The sequence below is a fragment of the Azorhizophilus paspali genome (assembly GCF_043587585.2).
Classification (GTDB): domain Bacteria; phylum Pseudomonadota; class Gammaproteobacteria; order Pseudomonadales; family Pseudomonadaceae; genus Azotobacter; species Azotobacter paspali.
In genome coordinates this window covers 1,261,422-1,282,471 of the sequence record NZ_CP171449.1, presented here as the reverse complement: position 1 = coordinate 1,282,471, position 21,050 = coordinate 1,261,422, and the positions used below count along the sequence as shown (strand labels likewise).

Here is a 21,050-nt window from a genome sequence, read left to right as displayed (position 1 = left end):
GGACGGCTTGCATTTTCAGCCCAAGCATCTGTACCTGGCGATGACCCTGGTACTAAGCAGCCACGCTGCTCTAGCGCAGACAGCACCACCCTTGTCATCAGGCCAGGCAATAGCCCCGGAAACCAATAAAGAGAAAGTCTCTTCCGAACAGCTAGGCAGCGCGGTCTATACTTTGGATGCGGTGACCATCATCGGCACCGCTGAAGAAAAAGAAAAGAAGATCGGCAATACCGCAGGGACCAGCAAGGAAGATGTTAAATGGCACGGTGCCAGTTATATAAGCGACCTGATTGACCAGATTTTAGGCACGTCGATAAATAGCCTTTACTCTAGACCGAAAGTGTCTGTTGGCGTACAGGGTATTGCTGGATATGGGCGTGTAGCTCAATCCCTTAAAGGCATCAATGAAAACTTTCATGCATTTACTCGAAATATTGGTCAAACTGACTCAACCTTTGTTGATACGCAGCTTTTAAGAGTCACTGACGCAACCAGAGAAGGATGTGCCAGAACTGGAGTACCAGGCAGTTTAGAAAGCTCCGTCGACATCAATTATCTGGACCTAGAAAACATCTTCCACCCCGGAAAGAATTCCGACTGCATGATTCGTGGCTTTACCGGATTCAGCAAATACGCCAATGGCCAAAAGCCCTTTGGATCAAACTTCCTAGGCGGGCATACAGAGAGATGGGATATGTTGTTAGTTATTGCTCAGAGCGAAAACTATGCCTACCGTATCGGCTATAGCTTCAACAGGGAGGGACATGCTGCGTGATGCCTAGGGATCGAACATGCGCTCATCGGCAATACTAGCTCCGTCTATGCAAATCAAAGCCGCCGTTACTCGGTTTCTGGTTTGTGCGGAATGGGCTCGGCAATCGGAAACTGCCAGTTCACCGACTTCCAGTTAAGCAGCTTAAAAGAAGCAGCCAGTGATACTGGGCACACAGAAGAAAAACGATGAGCAAATTTTACGTCTGCATCATTATTTAAACGATGCCCACAACCATCGACTGGAGCTGTTTGCCACAGCCAATTTCGCCAAATATGAAACCAATCAGCAGCCGTTCATTTACGTACCTCATCGATGATGATGCGGATAGTAGCGCCCGCTGGTGCGACTACCCGTGTTCAGTAAGAATAGAACTGGAAAGCAAAGTAACCAGCCTAAAGTATAATGGAAACCTCTTAGACTGGCTTAATCCCGAAATAAAAATTTACCATGAAGACCAAGGTCGTAAGCAACGTTGGACTGGGTATCCTGGAGCGTACTCAGATGGAGAGGCACTACATTATTTTGCTGATGTAGGTTCCACTGGCGTCAAACCGAACAATAGCAGCCACTTCGACACCAGCCTTACTGGCCCACTCAAACTGGATGCCAGCTTTGAGTGGCGGCAGTCAAAAAAGAAAGTCGACAGCCTTTCCGACGGAAAACTTTATACGCAGTATATGGAATCTTATGATGCACAGGCCGTCACATGGGATCCGGACTTCAAAATCGAGATAACCAGACTTTCATTAGCCTTGAATATAGAAAGAGATACCCCTTGGCAAGCCAGCGCAGGCGTTTGCTATCAAAAAATTAAGCTGGACGTACTAAACTCACGCTATTTCGTTGTCAATATCAAGCAAGGGGGAATCCTACGAGGCAGTAGCTACTACTACAATTTTTATCGACAGCAGGGATATTCTCGCGCCGAAGCGAAGGAAATGACTGTAGTTACTGCCACCGAAGAAAATTCTCAGCTTTACCACGATACAAGCGCCAACGCGTATTCATCGCGACTGGTTAGCGGCGATCGCAACCATGAATGCAATCCAAAATTAGCCAACTTCGCATCGAAATATACCGCCCTTGGCACAGGGCTTACCATTTATGGGCGAGCCGGCTATAACGAGCGCGCACCCGTCAGCAATGAAATGTATATTAACGGATCGTGGTTGAAAACAGAGCTTACTGCAAACCCTTATCTAAAATCAGAAAAAAATCTATCTCTACAACTCGCAGCCAATTATTTGAAGAAAGATTGGCCGACAACCAATGACGCCCTCGATATCAATACTAATCATTATAGAAATAAAATTAGAAATCGCATTATTGGACCAACTTCAACAGCGGACCAAGGAGCAAACGAAGACAGCTTCAGTAAGCTTGGCGGTACCGTGGCAAATATTAATAGTTTGAAGCCATTTATCCGCCATGAATTCAAACCAAACTTAAGCTACCGTCAACCACTCTTCTATGTTCGCAGCAATCTTACGATACCCACCCGCCACGACAATAAGATATGTGCATGGGAATCACCAATTGGGCAAGGCCACCATATTTCAACAGACACCTCTGGCACCCTCACTTTTACCCCGACCGGTAAAGGCGACAGGCTGTGCTATTCGAGTTGGAATTGGATGGAAGCAGGAACCATTGAGCCTATTCATAAAAGCCCCACTGCCGCCCTAACTCCTCACAGTGGCAAGTGGGAGTTTGGTGGCACGCTGCATTATCGGGGAAGGCAGCAGAACCCGGAAGTCCAGGCTACACGGCTGGCGATGCGCTACAACGATCTGACGGTCGAGCGCGAGAAAAGCCAGTTCATGCCGCATGTTTCGCTATATGCCTCCCATGATCGCATCGTCTCGGACACCGTCAACAACAAGGGCCGCGATTACAAGACCAACACCATCAATTTGCAAGTGTCGATCCCGCTGTTCAGCAGCGGCTCCAGCTACTACAGCACTCGTCAGGTCAACGACCGGCTGGTGCAAGCGCGCTATGAACTGGAATGCACCGCCAATACCACGGAAACCACGCAGGAACAGTACTGTCGCGTATTCCGCACCAGTCCCGAGCGCGTACGCACACTGCGCCGCAACGTCGCCGATGCCACCCCCCTGGTGCAGGCCATGCGCAAGAGCGTGGTCGGAGGAGAGCGCACCAATACCGATGCATTGCAGGCCGAACGCCAGTCCTACCTGGCTCGGCAGGAGCTGCTGTGCACTTATGTGAAATGGTTCCAGACCTACGCCAAGTTGCAGTTCTACGCCGGCAGGTTTTCGGAGGAAGACATGTTGGTGCTGAACCGGCATCTGCTGACGCAGGCTCGATAAGTGTCCTGGTGTGCGCTCAGGGCGCTGCAGCGGGGCATGCCAAGGATAGACGGAGATGAAAAGAGGTTCTCATGACAGACGCGGGACGAAGCAACACACAGCGAAAGGAGCATGTCGAAGCGAAACTTTGTGAAGACATCGCCAAGGACCTCGGAATAACTGTGGAGCAGTTAGATGTCGACGACAACTTTCTGAAATTGGGCATGGATTCGATGCGCTTGATGGCGTGGATGCACCGCCTGCGCAAGCGCGGCTACAAGATCAAACTGCGTGATCTCTACCAGCAGCCCACATTGCGCGGATGGAGTCAGTTGCTGCACAACTGCTCGAGCACGTCGCTAGCGTACCGGTCAACGTCCCCGGAGCCGACCGACTCCGCCTCCCCCTCCTCTCCCGTTTGGCCAACCATGGTCGACGGACAACCCTTCGACTTGACTTCCGTTCAGCACGCCTACCTGGTAGGTCGTGCGCCGCACCAGACGCTAGGAGGCGTCGGTTGCCATCTATATCAAGAGTTCGATGGCCATGGTCTGGATGCTGATACGCTGGAGCAAGCCATAGGCGTGCTAGTCGAGCGGCATCCGATGCTGACAATGTCCTTCCTGCCCGATGGCCGCCAGCAGCACTGCCCCGTCACCCGATCGCACGGCCTGACGCTGCATGACCTACGCTCGGCTTCCCCCGCCCAGTACGAAGCCCACTTGCAGGCCATGCGCGAACGCCATGGTCACCGGGTTCTGGCCGTGGAGCAAGGCGAGAACTTCGATTTCCAACTCACCTTGCTGCCTGAAGGGCGTCATCGCCTGCACGCGAACATTGACCTGCTGGTGCTGGATGCTGCGAGTTTCAGCCTGTTATTCGATGAACTGGCGGCGCTGATTCGCGGCGAGCGCCTACCGGCGATCCCCTTGGACTACGACTTTCGAAGCTATCTGGCACAAGCGGCCCAGGAGAACGAGGCGGCTCGCCAGCAGGCCCGGGCGTTCTGGATGGAACGGTCGGACAGTTTGCCGGACGCGCCTCAGTTGCCCCTGGCCTGCGAGCCGGAGCAGATCAGGCAGGTCCGCATCTCACGCCAGCAGATGGAAATCCGAGCCGAAGACTGGGCACGTTTCAAGGCCCTGGCGGGCGAATACGGTGTTACACCGACGATGGCGCTGGCAACCTGCTTTGGCGCTGTGCTGGCTCGCTGGTGCAGCCAGCCGCGGCTTTTGCTGAACCTGACGCTGTTCGACCGCCAGCCGCTGCACCCCGCCGTGGACGGCATGATTGCCGATTTCACCAATATTCTGCTGCTCGACATTGCCGGCGAGGGATCGAGCTTCGATACGCTGGCCCAGAACAACCAGCAGACCTTCACCGATGCCTACGAGCATCGGTATTGGTCAGGTGTAGAGCTGTTGCGCGAACTGCGCAAGACGCTAGGCGCCTATCCCCACGGCGCCCCGGTCGTGTTCACCAGCAGTCTGGGCAACCCGTTGTTCGGCCAGGATGTGGAACGCACGCTGGGGGCTCCAGGCTGGGGGATTTCTCAAACGCCGCAGGTCTGGATCGACCATCTGGCCTACGAACACGCCGGCTCGGTGTTTTTGCAATGGGACAGCAACGACGCGCTGTTCCCGCCCGGCCTGCTCGAGGCGATGTTCCAGGCCTACGTGGGATTAGTGCAGCACCTGCTGGCGCGTCCACATGCCTGGCGCGAGCCCCTGCTCGATCCGATGCCGCTGGCGCAGCGGGCGGTAAGGGAGCGGATCAATGCCTATGATGACGTGCCTGCACTCGAAGGGCTGCTGCACGAGGGCTTTTGGCAGCAGGCGCGAACGCAACCGAATGCCGTAGCTTTGTTGCACGACGAGCGCCGACTGACCTACGCCGAGCTGGCCTTACAGGCACGTTGTTGTGCCGGCGCGTTAGTCGCGCAAGGCGTACAGCCGGGTGACCGGGTGGCGATCAGCATGTCTAAGGGAATTGGCCAAGTCGTGGCCGTGCTGGGCATCCTCTATGCAGGCGCGGTGTATGTGCCTGTATCGCCAGATCAACCGCTGGAGCGGAAGCGCGCTATCTGCCAGGGCGCGGGTTCGAAGCTGGTACTGGTGTGCCGCGACGCTGGCCTGAACGATACTGTGGAAGACGTCACCTCCCTGCCCTGGCAGGAGGCGATCGAACATGTCCCGCTGGCCGAGCCTGTGCCGGTCGATGCGCGTGAGCCGGCTTACATCATCTATACCTCCGGCTCCACCGGCATGCCCAAGGGCGTGATCATTTCACACAGGGGAGCGCTCAACACCTGCGTAGAGCTGAACCGGCGCTACGCTGTCTCGATCAATGACCGGGTACTGGCACTTTCGGCACTGCATTTCGACCTGTCGGTCTACGACATCTTCGGGCTGCTGTCGGCCGGAGGCGCCCTGGTGCTGGTCGACGAGTGCCAGCGGCGCAACCCGGCCTGCTGGTGCAAAGTGATCGAGCAGCACGGCGTGACGATCTGGAACACGGTTCCCGCGCTGCTGGACATGCTGCTGACCTACAGCGAGGGTTTCGAGCTGCAGGCCCCCACTCGCTTACGTACGGTAATGCTGTCAGGCGACTGGATCGGCCTGGATTTGCCTGGCCGCTACCGAGCCTTTCGTCCGGATGGGCAGTTCGTGGCTATGGGCGGCGCGACCGAAGCGTCCATCTGGTCCAACGTCTTTGACGTGGAGTCGGTGCCGCCGCAATGGCACTCCATTCCTTACGGCTATCCGCTGGCTCGACAGAAGTACCGCGTCGCCGATGCGCAGGGTCGCGATTGCCCGGATTGGGTGCCGGGCGAACTGTGGATTGGTGGCGAAGGCGTGGCGCTGGGCTATTTCAACGACCCGGAGCGCACGGCACAGCAATTCGTTACATGGAATGGCGAGCGCTGGTATCGCACGGGCGACATGGGCCGCTACTGGCCGGATGGCCGGCTGGAATTCCTTGGCCGTCGTGACAAGCAGGTCAAGGTAAGCGGCTATCGCATAGAGCTTGGCGAAATCGAAGCGGCTCTGTTGCGAGTCGAGGGCGTCAAGAGCGCGGTTGCGCTGGCCGTGGGAGCGCGTGAGAAATCCCTGGTGAGCTTTGTCGTACCACAAGGGACGGCACTGTTCAGTGCGCTGCCAAGCGATCCGTCGCTTCCTGCGGAATATACCGCGCTGTTGCCGGGCGAACCATGGCATGCGGGGTCAGCCGAAACGGATCACGAGGCAGACATGGGGCGCCTGGTCGCTGGCTTCCTGTACGAGCATCTGACTCGGCAAGGGGTAGATCTGTCTGGCTGCGTCACTGTACAGGACGTGCTGGCCCAGTACGGTGCCCAGCCGCAATGGGCCGCCCTGGCGGCGCGTTGGCTAGAACATCTGGTCCAGAGAGGCTACCTGCAGCGCCTGGCCGATGGTGTCTACACGTCGATGGAGACCATGCCGTCCGCCTGGCAGCCGCCCGGCGAACATCCGCTGTGGGAGGCCGCCAACATGCTGTTGACGCACCACGCGCCGCTTGCCCAGATCATCCGCGATGAACGGCCCGCGCGAACGCTGCTAAACCACCCGTTCTGGACGCCGGAGCAGCAGCTGCTGCGCACGCCTGGAATGCAAGCGGCCATCGCGGTTCTGGCCGACTTGACGCGAACGCTGGCGAAAACGCTGGGCCGTCCGGTACGGCTGCATGAGGTCGGCGCTCGCAGTGGCCTGGCTGCCACGCAGCTCCTCGAACACTTGCACGGTTCGGACGTGATCTATACGGCCTGGGATGAATCGCCGGAAATGGTGCTTCGCGCTGCTGAAAAGCTGCAGCACTATCCGCATGCCGACGCGCGGCGCTGGCATGCCAGTGTGGCACAAGAGGATCTGCATCAAGCCGATTTGGTATGGGCCAACAACGCCTTGCACCGCGTGGGCGACGCTGGGGTGCAGGCTGTGCTGGCCCTAGCGGCTCCTTCGGCATTGGTTTTCGTTCAGGAGTTGTGCTGCGTTTCCAGCCTGGCGCTTGTCTGTACCGAGTTGTTGGCAGACGGCCGTGAGGGCGGTCTGGCCCGTCGGCTGCACGACGCTCCTTGGTGGCAGGAACTATTGGCAATACAGGGGATGCGCAACGAAGCCCATGCGGCGCTGGGCCATGTGCAATGCTTAGTTGCTCGTGCGCCGCAAGAAGTGCTCAGGCCTGATGCCGACCGGCTTGCCCAGGCGTTGCGTGGGTTGCTTCCGGGCTACATGGTGCCACAACGGCTGTACTTCCTGGATGCCTTGCCTTTGACCGCCAATGGCAAAGTAGATCACCGCAGCTTGCTGGAGCGCTGTAACCATGGCTCATCCGAGGCCAGCCCCGAGCGCCAATTGCCCCAGGGTGACACGGAGCAGGCTGTCGCAGGACTGTGGCGCGATCTCTTGAAGGTGGAACACCTTTACCGGGACAGCCATTTCTTCCGCCTGGGCGGCGACAGTTTGCTAGCAACGCGCCTGATCGGGGAATTGAGCCGACAAGGCTATTCGGCGGCACTCGGCGACCTGTTCGACTTCCCGACCCTGGCAGCATTCACCGAAACCGTGCGCTGCGGCGATACCGCGAATACGCTTGGCTTGCGCCATGACCCCACCCGCCGCTATGCGCCTTTCCCTCTGACCGATGTGCAGCAAGCTTATCTGGTGGGACGTCAGCCTGGGTTCGCGCTAGGTGGAGTTGGCTCACATTTCTTCGTCGAGTTCGAGGTGGACGATCTGGACGTCTCGCGCTTCGAGCAGGCCATGAATCGGCTGATCAGCCGGCACGACACGCTACGGGCCGTGGTTCGCGACGGAATGCAGCAGGTCCTGCCGCAAGTTCCGGACTTCAATCTGCAATGCCATACGGTGGCCGACCTGAACGCCGGGGAAGCCGGGACATTGCGTGAGCGACTGGCTCGGCAGGTGCTCGATCCGTCGCGCTGGCCGGTATTCGACATTCAAGCCGCTTTAGTCGATGGTGGCGCCAAGGCCAGCCTGTTCGTGTGCCTGGACAACCTGATGCTCGATGGGCTGAGTATGCAAATACTGCTCGCCGAGCTGGAACAGCTCTACACCGATCCTGGGCAGGCGCTGCCAGAGCTGGAGATTTACTTCCGTGACTATCTGGCGTACATGCAACAGCGGCCGGTTAACGACATGTCGTTGGCGTACTGGGCGCGCCGCCTGGATAGCCTGCCGCCAGCCCCGCGCCTGCCATTGCGCTGCGAGCCAGGCGAAGTTGGCATCCCGCATTTCGCGCGACTGTCCGCCAGGCTTCTCGCCCCGCAGTGGGAAGCGCTCAAGGCGCGTGCGCGTGCCGAAGGCCTGACCCCATCGGCACTGCTGCTTTCGGCCTATGCGGCTACCTTGTCAGCCTGGGCGGAACGTGACGATCTGTGCCTGAACCTCACCCTATTCGACCGCCAGCCCCTGCACCCGCAGATTGAACAAGTGTTGGGGGACTTCACGACGTTGTTGCTGCTGGCTTGGCAACCGGCTGCGGATTGGCGCAGCAGCGCCCAAGGTTTGCAGCAACGCATGCGCCAGGACCTGTTGCACCGCGACGTCTCGGCCATTCAAGTCATGCGACAACTGGCCCAGCGGGCTGGGCAGGCGGCGGCAGTCATGCCAGTGGTGTTCACCAGTGCACTGGGCTTTGAGCAGGAACGCTTTCTGGCCCATGCATCCTGGATGAAGCCACGCTGGGGCTTGTCGCATACGCCACAAGTTTGGCTCGACCATCAGGTGTACGAGTCCGAGGGTGAACTGCGCTTCAACTGGGACTACGTGCAGGAACTGTTCGAGCCGCAACAGATCCAGGCCATGTTCGACCGCTATGTCTCCTTATTGCAGCGATTGGCAACCGAAGACTCGGCCTGGAACCAGCCATTGGAGGCACTGGTACCTCGCATGGAGGGCATATCGTGGGATGCTGCCCCCGCACCCGCGCAGCCCGCTTTTGAACCGTCGCCAGCGGCCACGCCAATGCGGGCCGATGACGCCCTGGTGCAAGCACTGTGCCATCACTTCGAACTGGTGGTCGGGCGGCCGATCCAGCCGCGCCAGCCCTTCTTCGATGCAGGCGCCACATCGCTGAAATTGGTTCAGTTGCATGTGCACCTGACTCAGGTAGGCCATGCCGGGTTGCTGGTGACGGATCTGTTTGCCCAGGCCACACCGCTGGCCCTGGCGGCACACCTAGGCAGATCGAACGCGGCGAATGATACCACTGGAACCAAGGATGAGCGCCGCGAACTGCTGGCGCAACGCAAGGCGCGTGCTCAACGTCGCCGTGGGGGGCATCATGAATATTGAAGAACTCTTGAATCAGCACTATCCGGACTGCGAGCCGATCGCGGTGATCGGCTACGCCAGTCGGTTTCCAGAAGCGGCCGACAGTGATGCCTATTGGGTCAATCTGGTAGCCGGGCGTGAATGCAGCCGGCAATTCTCGCGGCGGGAGTTGCTGGATGCCGGGATTCCGGCATCGGTCATCGACGATCCGGCCTATGTGCCGCGCGGAACCGTGGTGCCCGATGCCGACGCCTTCGATGCGGAGCTGTTCGGTTACTCGCGCCAGGAAGCCGAGCTGATCGACCCACAGCAACGCCTGTTCCTGCACATGGCCTGGCATGCACTGGAGCACGCAGGCTATGCGCCCAGAGCGGTGCCACACAAAACCGGCGTATTCGGCTCGAGCCGGATCAGCACCTATCCGGGGCGCGAAGCGATCAATATCGCCGAAGTAGCCCATGCGCGCAGCCTGCAGTCCCTGATGGGCAATGACAAGGACTACGTAGCGACGAGGGCCGCCTACAAGCTGGATCTGCGCGGCCCGGCCATGACTGTGCAGACAGCCTGCTCAAGTTCATTGGTGGCCATCCACATGGCCTGCGAGAACCTGCGCGCCGGCGAATGTGACATGGCGATTACCGTCGGGGTTGCTGTCTCCTTCCCACAGGTGAGTGGCTATCTATACCAACAGGGCATGATTTTCTCGCCCGATGGGCATTGCCGCCCATTCGATGCGCAGGCTCAGGGCACCTATGGAGGCAATGGCGTGGCGGCGGTGGTGCTTCGGCGCCTGTCGGACGCGCTGCGCGACGGCGATCCGGTCGCGGCGGTCGTGCTGGGCAGCGCCATCAATAACGATGGCAGCCAGAAAGTCGGCTATACCGCCCCGTCCGTACTCGGGCAGCGCGAAGTGATCACCGATGCGTGGAGCCTTGCCGGAGTGCGCAGCGAGCAGATCGGCATGATCGAGGCACACGGAACGGCTACACCACTGGGCGATTCGATCGAGTTGCAGGCGCTGCACGGTGTATTCCATCCCATCGGCAAGGGACCGGCCTGCGCACTGGGATCGGTCAAGAGCAACATAGGGCATCTGGACACGGCTGCCGGTATCGCCAGCTTCCTCAAGGCAATTTTGGCGGTCGAGCGCGGCATAATCCCGCCGTGCGTGAACTTCCATCAGGCCAATCCGGCATTGCATTTGGAAGACGGGCCTTTCTATGTCCCGAACGAAGCTCAACCTTGGGAGGCTCCGATTCGTGTGGCAGGGGTTTCGTCCTTCGGGATCGGTGGGACCAACTGCCATATGGTCGTAGCGTCCTTACCGCAGGCACTGCGGCCGCAGCTCAAGCCCGATGATGCGCAAAACAGCAGCGCTAACGATGTACTGCTGCTGAGCGCCAACAGCGAGGAAGCTTTGCAACGTCTGGCTGGCGCTTATGCACTGGCGTTGCAAACCCAGTCCGTCGCGGACGTAGCCTATACGGCGCTGACGGGCCGCTTGCTCGATATGCCCTGGCGGCTAGCCGTACCCGTGTGCGACGAAACCGTGGATGCCTTGAACGCCTTCGCCCAAGGCGAGGACGACATTCTGATCCAGGCCGGACACTGCGTAGCCGGCAAACGGGTATGGCTGTTCACCGGCCAGGGGTCGCAGTGGCCGGGCATGGCACGAACTTGGTATGAAACCTCCCTCGCCTTTGCCAAAGGACTGGATCACTGTCTGGCAGCGTTCGAGGCCCAGGACAGCGCATTTGCCGAACACTTGCGAAAGGCGCTGATGGAGCCGGACAACGATCTGCTCCAGCGCATGGAATACGCGCAGCCCGCCATCGTCGCCTTCGAGCTGTCAATGGCCGCGCATTGGCAAGCGCAGGGGCTGGCGCCGGACATAGTGCTGGGCCATTCGGTCGGCGAGTTCGCGGCGGCGGTCGTGGCCGGGCACTACACCCACGAGCAGGTCATGCCGCTGGTGCGGCGACGCGGTGAACTGATGGATCGCTGCGGCGGTGGCGCCATGCTTTCGGTCTTTGCCGAAGAAGCGCAAGTATTGCCGGTTGCGGTGCGCCTGGGCCTAGACCTTGCTGCCTGCAACGGCGAGAGTCACTTGGTCTTCTCCGGCAAGTGCGACCTAATCGCCAAGCTGGCCGCCGAACTCGAAGATATGGGCGCGCGCAGCAATCTCCTGGCGGTCACAGGTGCGGCACATTCGCGGATGCTCGACCCGATACTGTCGGAGTTTCGGCAAGCCTCGGCCACGCTGCAGGCAAAGGAAGGCGATATCGCGCTGATATCCGGCCTGACCGGCGATGTGGTGGATGCAGCGCTATTGAATCAGCCAGACTTCTGGCCGCGACATATGCGCAACCCGGTTCGTTTCATCCAGTGCCTGCGCAAGGCCGTCGAAGACGGTGCAGGTGTTTTCCTGGAAATGGGGCCGGACGCTCCACTGGCCGGTATCGGGCAGCGGGATCTGGGCAGCAGCGCCCACTGGATTGCCAGCGCCAAGCGCAACCAGCTTGCACCACGGTCGTTGCGCCAGGCACTGATGCAGTTGTTCGTCACGGGCGTCGATCTGCCATGGCCAGAGTTGTTGCGCGGCTCGGGGCGCAAGTGCCATGCCCCGCTGTATCCCTTTGCACTCCAGCGCTATTGGCGCGAACCGTCTGTCACGAACGTGGAGTCGGGCGCCATGCTGCAGTTTTCGCATCGCACCCACCTGCCGACCGCGCGCAATATAGTGACCCGCGAAGCGCGCGAATTGGATTTGCCGCGCCTGGAAGCCCTGTATCGATGCGTCGTCAAGCTGCATGCCATCTATGTCGATCAGTTGCTGCGGCGTTGCGCGGGTGATCGCATCGACCTGGGCGTGACGGCGCTAGATATCCTGCGCGATGGACGGCTGCTGCCTCGGTATCGCCAATTGCTGGTGCGGCTACTCAATGCCTGCACCGAAGATGGCTACTTGCAGAAGCAGGACGACCGCTACCGCACGCGGGTCGCCGCGCCTCATGCAGAGCATGAGCGCTTGCTCGATGAACTGAAAGGCTACTGCGAAGGCCTTGACATAATTGCAGAAACCGTGCAACGCGCGGGAGCCAGCCTGTACGAGATGATGAGCGGCGAGATTGAGCCCGTCGCCGTGATCTTCCCGGAGGGAGCCTCCAGCGGCGTGGAAGTGCTGTATCAGGACTTCAGCTTCGGGCGCTATTTCAACCGGATCGCCGCAGGTGTAGTCGCCGACCTGGTGCGTAGCTGGGGCGAACCGGGCCAGCCGCTGCCGCAATACCGGGTACTGGAGGTGGGCGGAGGTACGGGCGGCACCACCGCCTGGGTACTGCCGGCGCTTTCTAGCCAGACGGACGTGCACTATGTGTTCACGGACATCTCACCGATCTTTACGCGCCGCGCCGAGAAGAAGTTCGCCAACTACGATTTCGTCGAGTTCCGGGAATTCGACCTGCAGAAAAGCGCCGAGGCTCAAGGGTTCGCAGCGGGCGAGTTCGACCTGATCGTGGCAGCCAACGTCATTCACGCCACACAGCATGTGGGGAATGCGCTGGCGAACCTGCTGCCCTTGCTCAAACCGGGTGGCCGTCTGCTGATGCGCGAGATCACTCGGCCCATGCGCCTGTTCGATTTCGTTTTCGGGCCGCTGGTTCTGCCCCTGCATGATGAACAAGCCCGTGGCAGCGAACTGTTCCTGAGCACGTCGCACTGGCGCGACCAGTGTCTGGCCGCTGGCTTCGCAACCGTCGAATGGCTCCCGGAAGATGGTACCGCCACGTCGGGCATGAGCGAACATATCGTGTTGGCTACGGCGCCGGGAGCGCCCGCTGCACAATCTGCGCCCATACGGCTGGGAACCGGCGTATTGGGCCAGGCGCTCGCCAATGACGGCAGTTATCTGGCGGATTGGTCCGATTGCGCCGGCCAAGACAGCCAATGGCTTGATCGAGTAGGCGAAGCCAGTCGTGAAATGGCTCGGCGCCACGGCGATGGCCAGCATGTGCCGACTGTCGATGTGCCGCTGCGCGCACCGGACTGGCTGAGCCTGGTTCGCCTGCAATGGCAGGCCAAGCTGAACGAGCCGTCGAAGATCGATCTGACGCTGCTTGGGCCGAATGGCGTTTGGCAGAGCCCGTCGGCTTCCCCTGGGGGTGACGACGACGGTCTGCCTAGTCTCTTGGCAAAGCCAGACACCCACTATGACTGGTGCTGGGAACGAACCGGCCCGGCAACGGATGGAGCCATCGGCAGCGGGTTGCGCCTGTTCGGGCAGAACGACACAGCACTGGCATTAGAACTGGCCCAGGCTGGCGTCGATCTGGATGCGAACGCCAGGAATGTGCTGCTCGTAATCCCGGAACACGGTGGCCTGGAAGTCGCTGCCGATGCCTTGCTCGGCGCGATTACCGAGGTCGCCAACCAGGAAAACAGCCGTATCGTGGTGGTTACGCGGGCCGCCTGGAGGATAGCTGGCGACGATAACGTCGATGCCACCCATCATGCCGTATGGGGCCTGGCACGCACCGCTTCGGTCGAGTTTGCGGCTCAAGGTACGGGCGGCCGCTCCATCGTAGTAGTCGATCTTGCCGTGGACTCACCTTGGCAGGATCTGGCTGTTGGCCTGCAATGGGCGGTGAAAGCCGGGCAATGGGTTGCCGTGCGTCAGGGACAAGCCTGGGTTCCACGGTTGCAGCCTCATCAATATGCTGCCGCCACATTAGATGGGCAAAGTTTGCGACGCCACGGCTGGCACGTGGTGACGGGAGGCCTGGGCGGTCTGGGCCGGCTGACTGCCAAATGGCTGGCCAGCCGCGGCGCGGGCCAGATCGCACTGCTTGCCCATCGAGAACATGATGATGCCGCCGATTTCATCGCGGATCTGCGGCAGCGCTATGCTGTCGCTGCAACGTGCCGAGTCTGCGACGTTGCCGATCCTACCGGGCTCAATGGCGCGCTGGACAGCCTGCAGGCTGACGGCGGTCTGGCAGGCGTCGTTCATGCCGCAGGCGTGCTCGACGATGGGCCGATCTTATCCTGGAATGCCAGTCGGCTTGCACCGATGCTGGCGGTCAAAGCTCACGCTGCTCGGCATCTTTACGAAAGACTGAGCAGAGCCGGCGGCAGGCCCTATCTGCTGCTTTATTCATCGGCAGCCGCAGCCCTGGGCAGTGCGGGACAAGCCGGCCATGCATTGGCGAGTGGCTATCTGGATGGCTTGGCGTATGAAACCGCAGCCAGGTCCCATGAAAGCCCGGTCAAGGTGATCTCCATCGGCTGGGGGGCTTGGGGTGAAACTGGACGGGCAGCAAATGAGGGATTGCAGGCGGCACTCGCACAGGATGGCATGGGTGTGTTGAGCGATGCCGAAGGTCTCTGGCATCTGGAACAAGCCATGTCACGCGGTACCCCCTACCGCCTAGCGATGCAGGTGTTGCCCGACCGCCTGGATGATGGCCGCAAGCAGTTGGTGGGCCTCAAGCAGGCGCCGGTACGGCGGCCCACCGCGCGGATGGAAGGTAAAGCCGCCAAGGTCTCGCAGGCTCAGGTCATGGATCTGCCGGCAGACAAGTTGGCAGATGCCGGCGTGGTCGCGCAATGGTTGTCGGCGCAGATTGCTGCACAACTGAGGCTGGACGATCCGGCCCGGCTCTCGCCCAAGCGTGATCTGGTGCAGTTGGGCTTGGATTCGCTGTTGTTCCTGGAGCTGAGCAGCACGATCCAGCGCCGCCTGGGTGTGCGTATCGACGCCGAGCAAGCCTACCAGGAGATGACGATCGACGGCCTTAGCCAGCTGATTGCCAAACAATCGGCACAAGCCACGGAGAGGAGGCTATCGCAACCCGCGGTGCTGCAACACGATGCGGTAGGACACTTCCAGCCGTTCCCGTTGACGCCGATCCAGCATGCTTACTGGATGGGACGAACCAGCTTGATCGACTATGGCGGGGTGGCCTGCCATGTGCTATTCGAGTGGGACTTGCGCCATGACCAGTTCGACCTGAAACGCCTAGAGGAGGCCTGGAACGCGCTGATATACCGCCACAATATGCTTCGCATGGTGATTGGCGAAGATGGCCAGCAGCGAGTTCTAAAGAACGTCCCCGAGTACCGGATCGCACGCCGCAACCTATCTGCACTTTCCGCCGACGAGCGGGATAGGACGCTGGCGGATACTCGGCGAGAACTGTCCTACCGCGTCCTGCCGGCGGATCGTTGGCCATTGTTCGAGCTAATCGCATCCGAACTGGATGGCGAACGCTACCGGCTGCACATGAACCTGGACCTGCTGCTGTTCGACGTGCAGAGCTTCAAGGTGATGATGGACGATCTGGCCGCGTTCTATCGGGGTGCCAGTCCCGAGCCTTTGCAGATTACGTTCCGCGACTACGTACTCGACGAACAGGCCCGCCGGCAGAGCGAGGATTGGCTCAGGTCCTGGTGCTACTGGCAGAACTTGCTGGCCGACCTTCCGCCCGCGCCGAGGTTGCCGTTGTCCGAATGCGTTCTGGATGGCCGCCAGCCCAATTTCACAACCTATCAGGCGACGCTGGACCGCCAAAGCTGGACAAAGTTGAAGGAGGAATGGCGATCCTGGGGCGTGACGCCTTCGGCCGCATTGATGACGCTGTTCGCCTGGACGCTGGAGCGTTGGGCTCGCTGGCCGGCCTTCACGCTGAACCTCACGTTCTTCAATCGGCGTCCAGTACATCCGCAGATAAACCAACTGATTGGCGATTTCACGTCAGTGCTGCTGGTCGATTTCGATCTGAGCGACGAATCCGTCACCCTGCGCCGCTCCATTGAGCAAACCCAGCAGCGCTTGCGCCAGCACCTGGCACACAGCCAAGTGAACGGTGTCGAGTTGCTGCGGGAGGTAGGCCGCATCCGCGGGCAATCGAATCAACCTCTGATGCCCGTGGTGTTCACCAGTATGTTGGGCATGACGCTGGACGGATTGGCAATCGATCAGGCGATGACCAGCTTGCTGGGTGACCCCGTGCATGTATTCACGCAAACCCCACAGGTCTGGCTGGATCACCAGGTGATGGAGATCGACGGTGAGCTGGTGTTCAGTTGGTATTGCATGGACGAGGTACTAGCCGAAGGCGCAGCAAAAGCCATGTTCAGGGATTTTCATGACGTGCTGAAAGCTGTGGCGAGTAACCCTGAGCAGATGCAGCAGCCGGGATTGTGGAAACTGCCCGAGGGGCAACCTGAGCCCCTACGTTTCGAGCACTACGAGTGGTTCGGTACCGACTGCAAGGTCGACCTGCGAGAAATCGAGGCGGTGGCATTCCGGCAGAATGGCGTCTTGCTGGCCGATGCTCAACATGATGGCGTTTCCAGCGACCTGCTGGTGAAGGTAGTGGCGGAGCCTCGCAGTTACGAACCGGCCAGTTTCATTGATTCTGGCCTGGCGGGACTGCCGGGATTGGCGGGCCTGGAACAGGCCGAACAGAACCTTTTCGACGCAGTGTGGCTTGCGTTGGAAACCCGTGCTCTGCATGGCATTGCCAGAACCCTGGCAAGCCATGGCCTATTCATGCAGGAGCAGCAGGCGATGGAGCTGGACGCCATCTACCAGCGCCTGAAAGTGTTGCCGCAGTTCGAGCGCATCGTGCGCCAATGGCTTCGTGCACTGACGAGTGCGGGATGGTTGAGCCAGGACGGCCGGAATTTCGTATGCCTGCGGCCGTTGAACGACATGCCGGCCCCACCGGTCACGCCACCCAGCACCTGGGGCGACACACTGACTCACTATCTCGACCGCAATATGAAACGGCATGCGCAATTGCTGCAGGGCACTTGCTCGGCCCTGGAACTGTTCTTTGTCGATGACTACGCAATCACGCGCGCTTTTTACGCGGAGAACCCGGCCGCGCAATGCGTGATCCGGAACGTGAAGCGTATCGTGCGGGCGCTGGGGCAGTCGGCCTGGTCGGGATGCCGTCTGCGCGCCATGGAGGTTGGCGCCGGAACCGGAGCAACCACTAGCGCCGTGCTGGAAGCGCTTGGCGGCCGCCTGAAAGGCTATCACTTCACCGATGTCTCGACGTTCTTCCTAGATGAAGCGCGCAAGCGTTTCGCCGGACGCGACGACCTCACATACGGCATCTTCGACATCAACCAGCCGGTCGATTATGCGGTGCACCCGGCCGAAGGCTATGACCTTATGGTTGCCGGCCAGGTCATGCACGACGCCAGCCACGTCGTACGGTCGCTACGCCGTATCGGCAGTCTGATGAAGCCAGGTGCCTTCCTGGTGCTGATCGAGGCCACCCACCGGGACAGCCTGTTGCAGATGGCCAGCGTGGGCTTCATTGAAGGGCTGGGTAATTACCAGGATCACCGGATCATCGACGATCGAGCCATGCTGAATCTAGCCCAGTGGCGCGAGGCGCTGCGAGACGCCGGCTTCTCGCTCGAACTGGCCTGGCCGGAATTGGAAGACTCCCCCATACATCAGCATGTGATCGTAGCGCGGCTGGTTCGCGCTGCTCACGTTGATTGCGAGGTGGTGAAACAGGCGCTGATGCGACATTTTGGCGAGGCGCTGCCAAACGTCAAGGCTCGGCAAAGCGAGCCGCAGCGCATCTTCATCACCGATACCTCTCCTCACTCAGGGAGCTTTGCCGCAGCCGAACTCAAGGCAACGGCGCAGCCTTCCGCAGACGACGCAGCAGTGTCGCCCAACGCCGGCGAAGCGCCTGGCGATGAGCTGATGAATAGCGTTGCACAGGTATGGCAGGCCTTCCTTGGCAGGCCGGTGAATCTTGGCAGCGACTTCTTCCATAACGGTGGCGACAGCTTGATCGCCACGCGGGTCATTGCCCAGCTCAACCGCGTGGGCGTTGTAGGCGCCAGCCTGCAAGCGCTGTTTGCCCATCGCACCTTGGCGGCGTTCTGCGCCACGCTCGAAGGAATCAAGAATACGGATATGAAAAATGTTCTCGTACCGCTGACCCGGGGGCATACGAACGAGCGCGTGTTCGTATTCCATGCCTCGGACGGCGGCGTGGCTTCGTACTTGACGTTTGCTGAGGCGCTAGATGCTCAGGTTTGGGGATTGCAAGCCCCGGAGCAGATCGACGTCGACAGCCTGCAGGCCTTGGCCTCCGGCTATCTGCACGCGATGAAGGCACAACTTGGCAATGAGCCGTACACGTTGGTGGGCTGGTCCTACGGGGCCGCCGTTGCCACCGAGGTTGCGCGCATGCTGCATGGCCTTAGAAAAGCCGTTCGCCTGGTGTTGATAGACCCCGTATACGGGGCCGACTTTGCGGTTGCGGATCTGTCCGCACTGATGGTGATGCTAGCCGGCGAACACGAGATCGTTTTGCCAGACAATTGGGACGTCCTAGACGAATCGGCTCGTATCGAAGCGTTCGTCCTCGGTTCAGTCCAGGCGGGCGTCATTGATGAAGCGATGCCTACGGATATCGCGCGTCAGTGGCTGACGCGCATTTACCACATGCTGAACCTGCTGGCGAAGCATCGCATCGGGCGATCCATCCCGGTTCCCATCTTGTGGATCGAGGCAGACCGTCATCCTGATCACTGGACACCGGCGGTACGCGAATGGGCTGATTGGAAGGCACACGCGCAAACCCTGACCTTAACAGCTACTCACTGGCAACTCATGGAGGATGCGAGCGTTGCCGTTGTGCTGGCGGGCCAGGTTCAGCAGTGGCTTTCGTCGCCGAACAGCTTGGAGAGTGCGCAATGATCCAATCTACTCTCAGGAAGAATCGACGCGTACTGGTCGTCGGCGCGAAGTTCGGCGAGGTGTATCTCAATACCTTCCTGCAGTCCCAGTCCGGCCTTCAGTTGGCCGGGCTGCTAGCCCGCGGTAGCCGAAGAGCTCAGCAACTGGCGCATAACTTTGGCATTCCGCTCTATACGAGCCTTGGGGAGACTCCCGATGACATCGACATCGCCTGCGTGGTGGTTCGATCGACGGTAGCCGAGGGCGAAGGCAGCCAACTGGCGGCCGAGCTACTAAACCGGGGCATCCATGTGGTGCAGGAGCACCCCTTGCATCCGGATGACGTTGCTCGGCTCCAGAAGCTCGCTGAACAGCGCGGTTTACAGTACTGGGTCAATAGCTTCTATCCGCATGTGCCGGCAGGCCGTTGCTGGATAGACCGGGCGGCCCAGGTCAGGCAGGTTCTTGGAGGTGAGACGCCATGCGCGGCGCATCTGACCACCAGTCGCCAATTATTGTATTCCACGCTGGACTTGCTGCTGCAAGCATGCGGTGTGCCTGAGGGCAGCGAGGTACAGGTTCAGGCACTGGAGGGGGCCGACGCGCATCTTGTGCCAGTGAGCCTAGCTTTACCGGGCGGATGCCGGGCAGTATTGCGCTTGCAAGCCTATCTGGACCCGTCCGATCCCGATATGCACAGCCTGGTGATGCACCAGGCTAGCCTACTCTGGCCGGCCGGCTATCTCACACTGGAAGCCAGCTATGGGCCGGTGCTGTGGACAGGCCATTTCCACGACACACAGCACGACAGCCGCGATCGCACGATGTATCGCTATGCCCAAGCTGAAGACGCCTACGCGCGGCCAACATGCGAGGTCTTGCGCGATGCGCCCGAGACTTGGCGAGATGCTTTTGAAGTCGATGGCGCCGCAGGCATTGCACACGTTCTGCACACCCTTTGTCGTGTGCTGGATGGCGGGAGTGCTCCGGCTGGGTTTAATCCGGCACACCAGTTGGCTCTGGCTCGCCTGTGGCTCGATGTCCTGCGCGTTGTGCCGCCTGTGATTGAGAAACGTCTTTCACCTCCGAGGCCGGTCACCTGGAGCGAACCGACGACACGCCATGCGAACGCGGGAGGCACGGATGAATAGCCTGTTGCCATTGTGCGGCCCGAGCGAACCCCGCGCAGGCGATATCCACCTGGTGATGTGCCCCTTTGCGGGCGGGAGTGCGAGCGCGTTCCGCAGTTGGCGGGATTTGCAACCCTCCGGCTGGCGGATCTGGCTGGCGGTCTATCCGGGGCGCGATCAACGGATGAACGAAGCCTGCGCGGCGAGTATCGACGAACTCGCCGATCAGGTTCTGATGGCGATCGACGTGCACAAGATCGCCCACCAACAGCTCGTTGTTGCCGGTCACAGTATGGGCGCACAGGTGGCTTACGAGATTTGCGTCCGACTTGAGCAGCAAGGCTCCGCCCCGCTCGGCTTGGTTCTCTCCGGCTGCCATGCGCCGCATCTCCGAGGCCGCCGGCTCATCAGCCACCGTGAGGATGGTGCATTCCTTGAGCAATTGGTTGCCATTGGCGGTAGCGCCGAAGAGCTGTTGAACGAGCCGGGCTTGTGGCCTGTATTCATGCCGATGCTGCGAGCAGATTTCAAGGCAACCGAAAGTTATGGGCTGCCCCAGGAAGTAGCGTCGGCCCGCCTAATTCGAACGCCGACTTTGCTGATCTATGGGAGCGCAGATCAGGAAGCCTGGCGCTCGGAGGTCGAAGCCTGGAAAGCCTGGTTATGCGAGACGCAGGGGCCGGCAGCCATTTCCGGCGACCATTTTTATGCTACCCGGCGTCCGAGGGCCTTTCTGGAGCACATCAGACGCTGGTTTGAACTGGGTTTCGCACGCATGCCGATGTGCGCTTACTAAAGGAGTGT

The 21,050-nt window shown here is 60.1% G+C and carries 6 protein-coding genes; all 6 read left to right on the top strand.

The genetic code is table 11. The features are described from left to right. The first annotated feature begins 7 nt into the window (after positions 1–7). Positions 8–775, top strand: a complete 768-nt coding sequence (locus ACGI6K_RS06305) for a hypothetical protein (RefSeq protein WP_377968395.1) — start codon at positions 8–10, stop codon at positions 773–775. A gap of 221 nt (positions 776–996) precedes the next feature. Continuing rightward, the gene (locus ACGI6K_RS06300) at positions 997–3,108 is read left to right on the top strand and encodes a TolC family protein (RefSeq protein WP_376942073.1); all 2,112 of its coding nucleotides are present in this window, start codon (positions 997–999) and stop codon (positions 3,106–3,108) included. A 71-nt stretch (positions 3,109–3,179) separates the two neighbouring features. Next, a complete protein-coding gene (locus ACGI6K_RS06295; protein WP_376942071.1) occupies positions 3,180–9,422 on the top strand; it encodes an amino acid adenylation domain-containing protein in 6,243 nt (2,080 codons plus the stop codon). Then, the gene (locus ACGI6K_RS06290; protein WP_376942069.1) at positions 9,349–19,137 is read left to right on the top strand and encodes a polyketide synthase; all 9,789 of its coding nucleotides are present in this window, start codon (positions 9,349–9,351) and stop codon (positions 19,135–19,137) included. The genes ACGI6K_RS06295 and ACGI6K_RS06290 overlap by 74 nt, the downstream gene beginning before the upstream one ends. Continuing rightward, positions 19,134–20,267, top strand: a complete 1,134-nt coding sequence (locus ACGI6K_RS06285; RefSeq protein WP_376942067.1) for a Gfo/Idh/MocA family oxidoreductase — start codon at positions 19,134–19,136, stop codon at positions 20,265–20,267. Before ACGI6K_RS06290 ends, ACGI6K_RS06285 begins: the two co-directional genes overlap by 4 nt. Further along, entirely contained in the window at positions 20,260–21,042 is a 783-nt protein-coding gene (locus ACGI6K_RS06280; RefSeq protein ID WP_376942065.1) for a thioesterase II family protein, read from the top strand. Before ACGI6K_RS06285 ends, ACGI6K_RS06280 begins: the two co-directional genes overlap by 8 nt. The last annotated feature ends 8 nt before the right edge of the window (positions 21,043–21,050 follow it).

Coding starts and splice junctions, on each gene's coding strand:
- ACGI6K_RS06295 (WP_376942071.1), top strand. CDS start 3,180: ATGACAGACGCGGGACGAAGCAACACACAGCGAAAGGAGCATGTCGAA.
- ACGI6K_RS06285 (WP_376942067.1), top strand. CDS start 19,134: ATGATCCAATCTACTCTCAGGAAGAATCGACGCGTACTGGTCGTCGGC.
- ACGI6K_RS06300 (WP_376942073.1), top strand. CDS start 997: ATGCCCACAACCATCGACTGGAGCTGTTTGCCACAGCCAATTTCGCCA.
- ACGI6K_RS06280 (WP_376942065.1), top strand. CDS start 20,260: ATGAATAGCCTGTTGCCATTGTGCGGCCCGAGCGAACCCCGCGCAGGC.
- ACGI6K_RS06290 (WP_376942069.1), top strand. CDS start 9,349: ATGAGCGCCGCGAACTGCTGGCGCAACGCAAGGCGCGTGCTCAACGTC.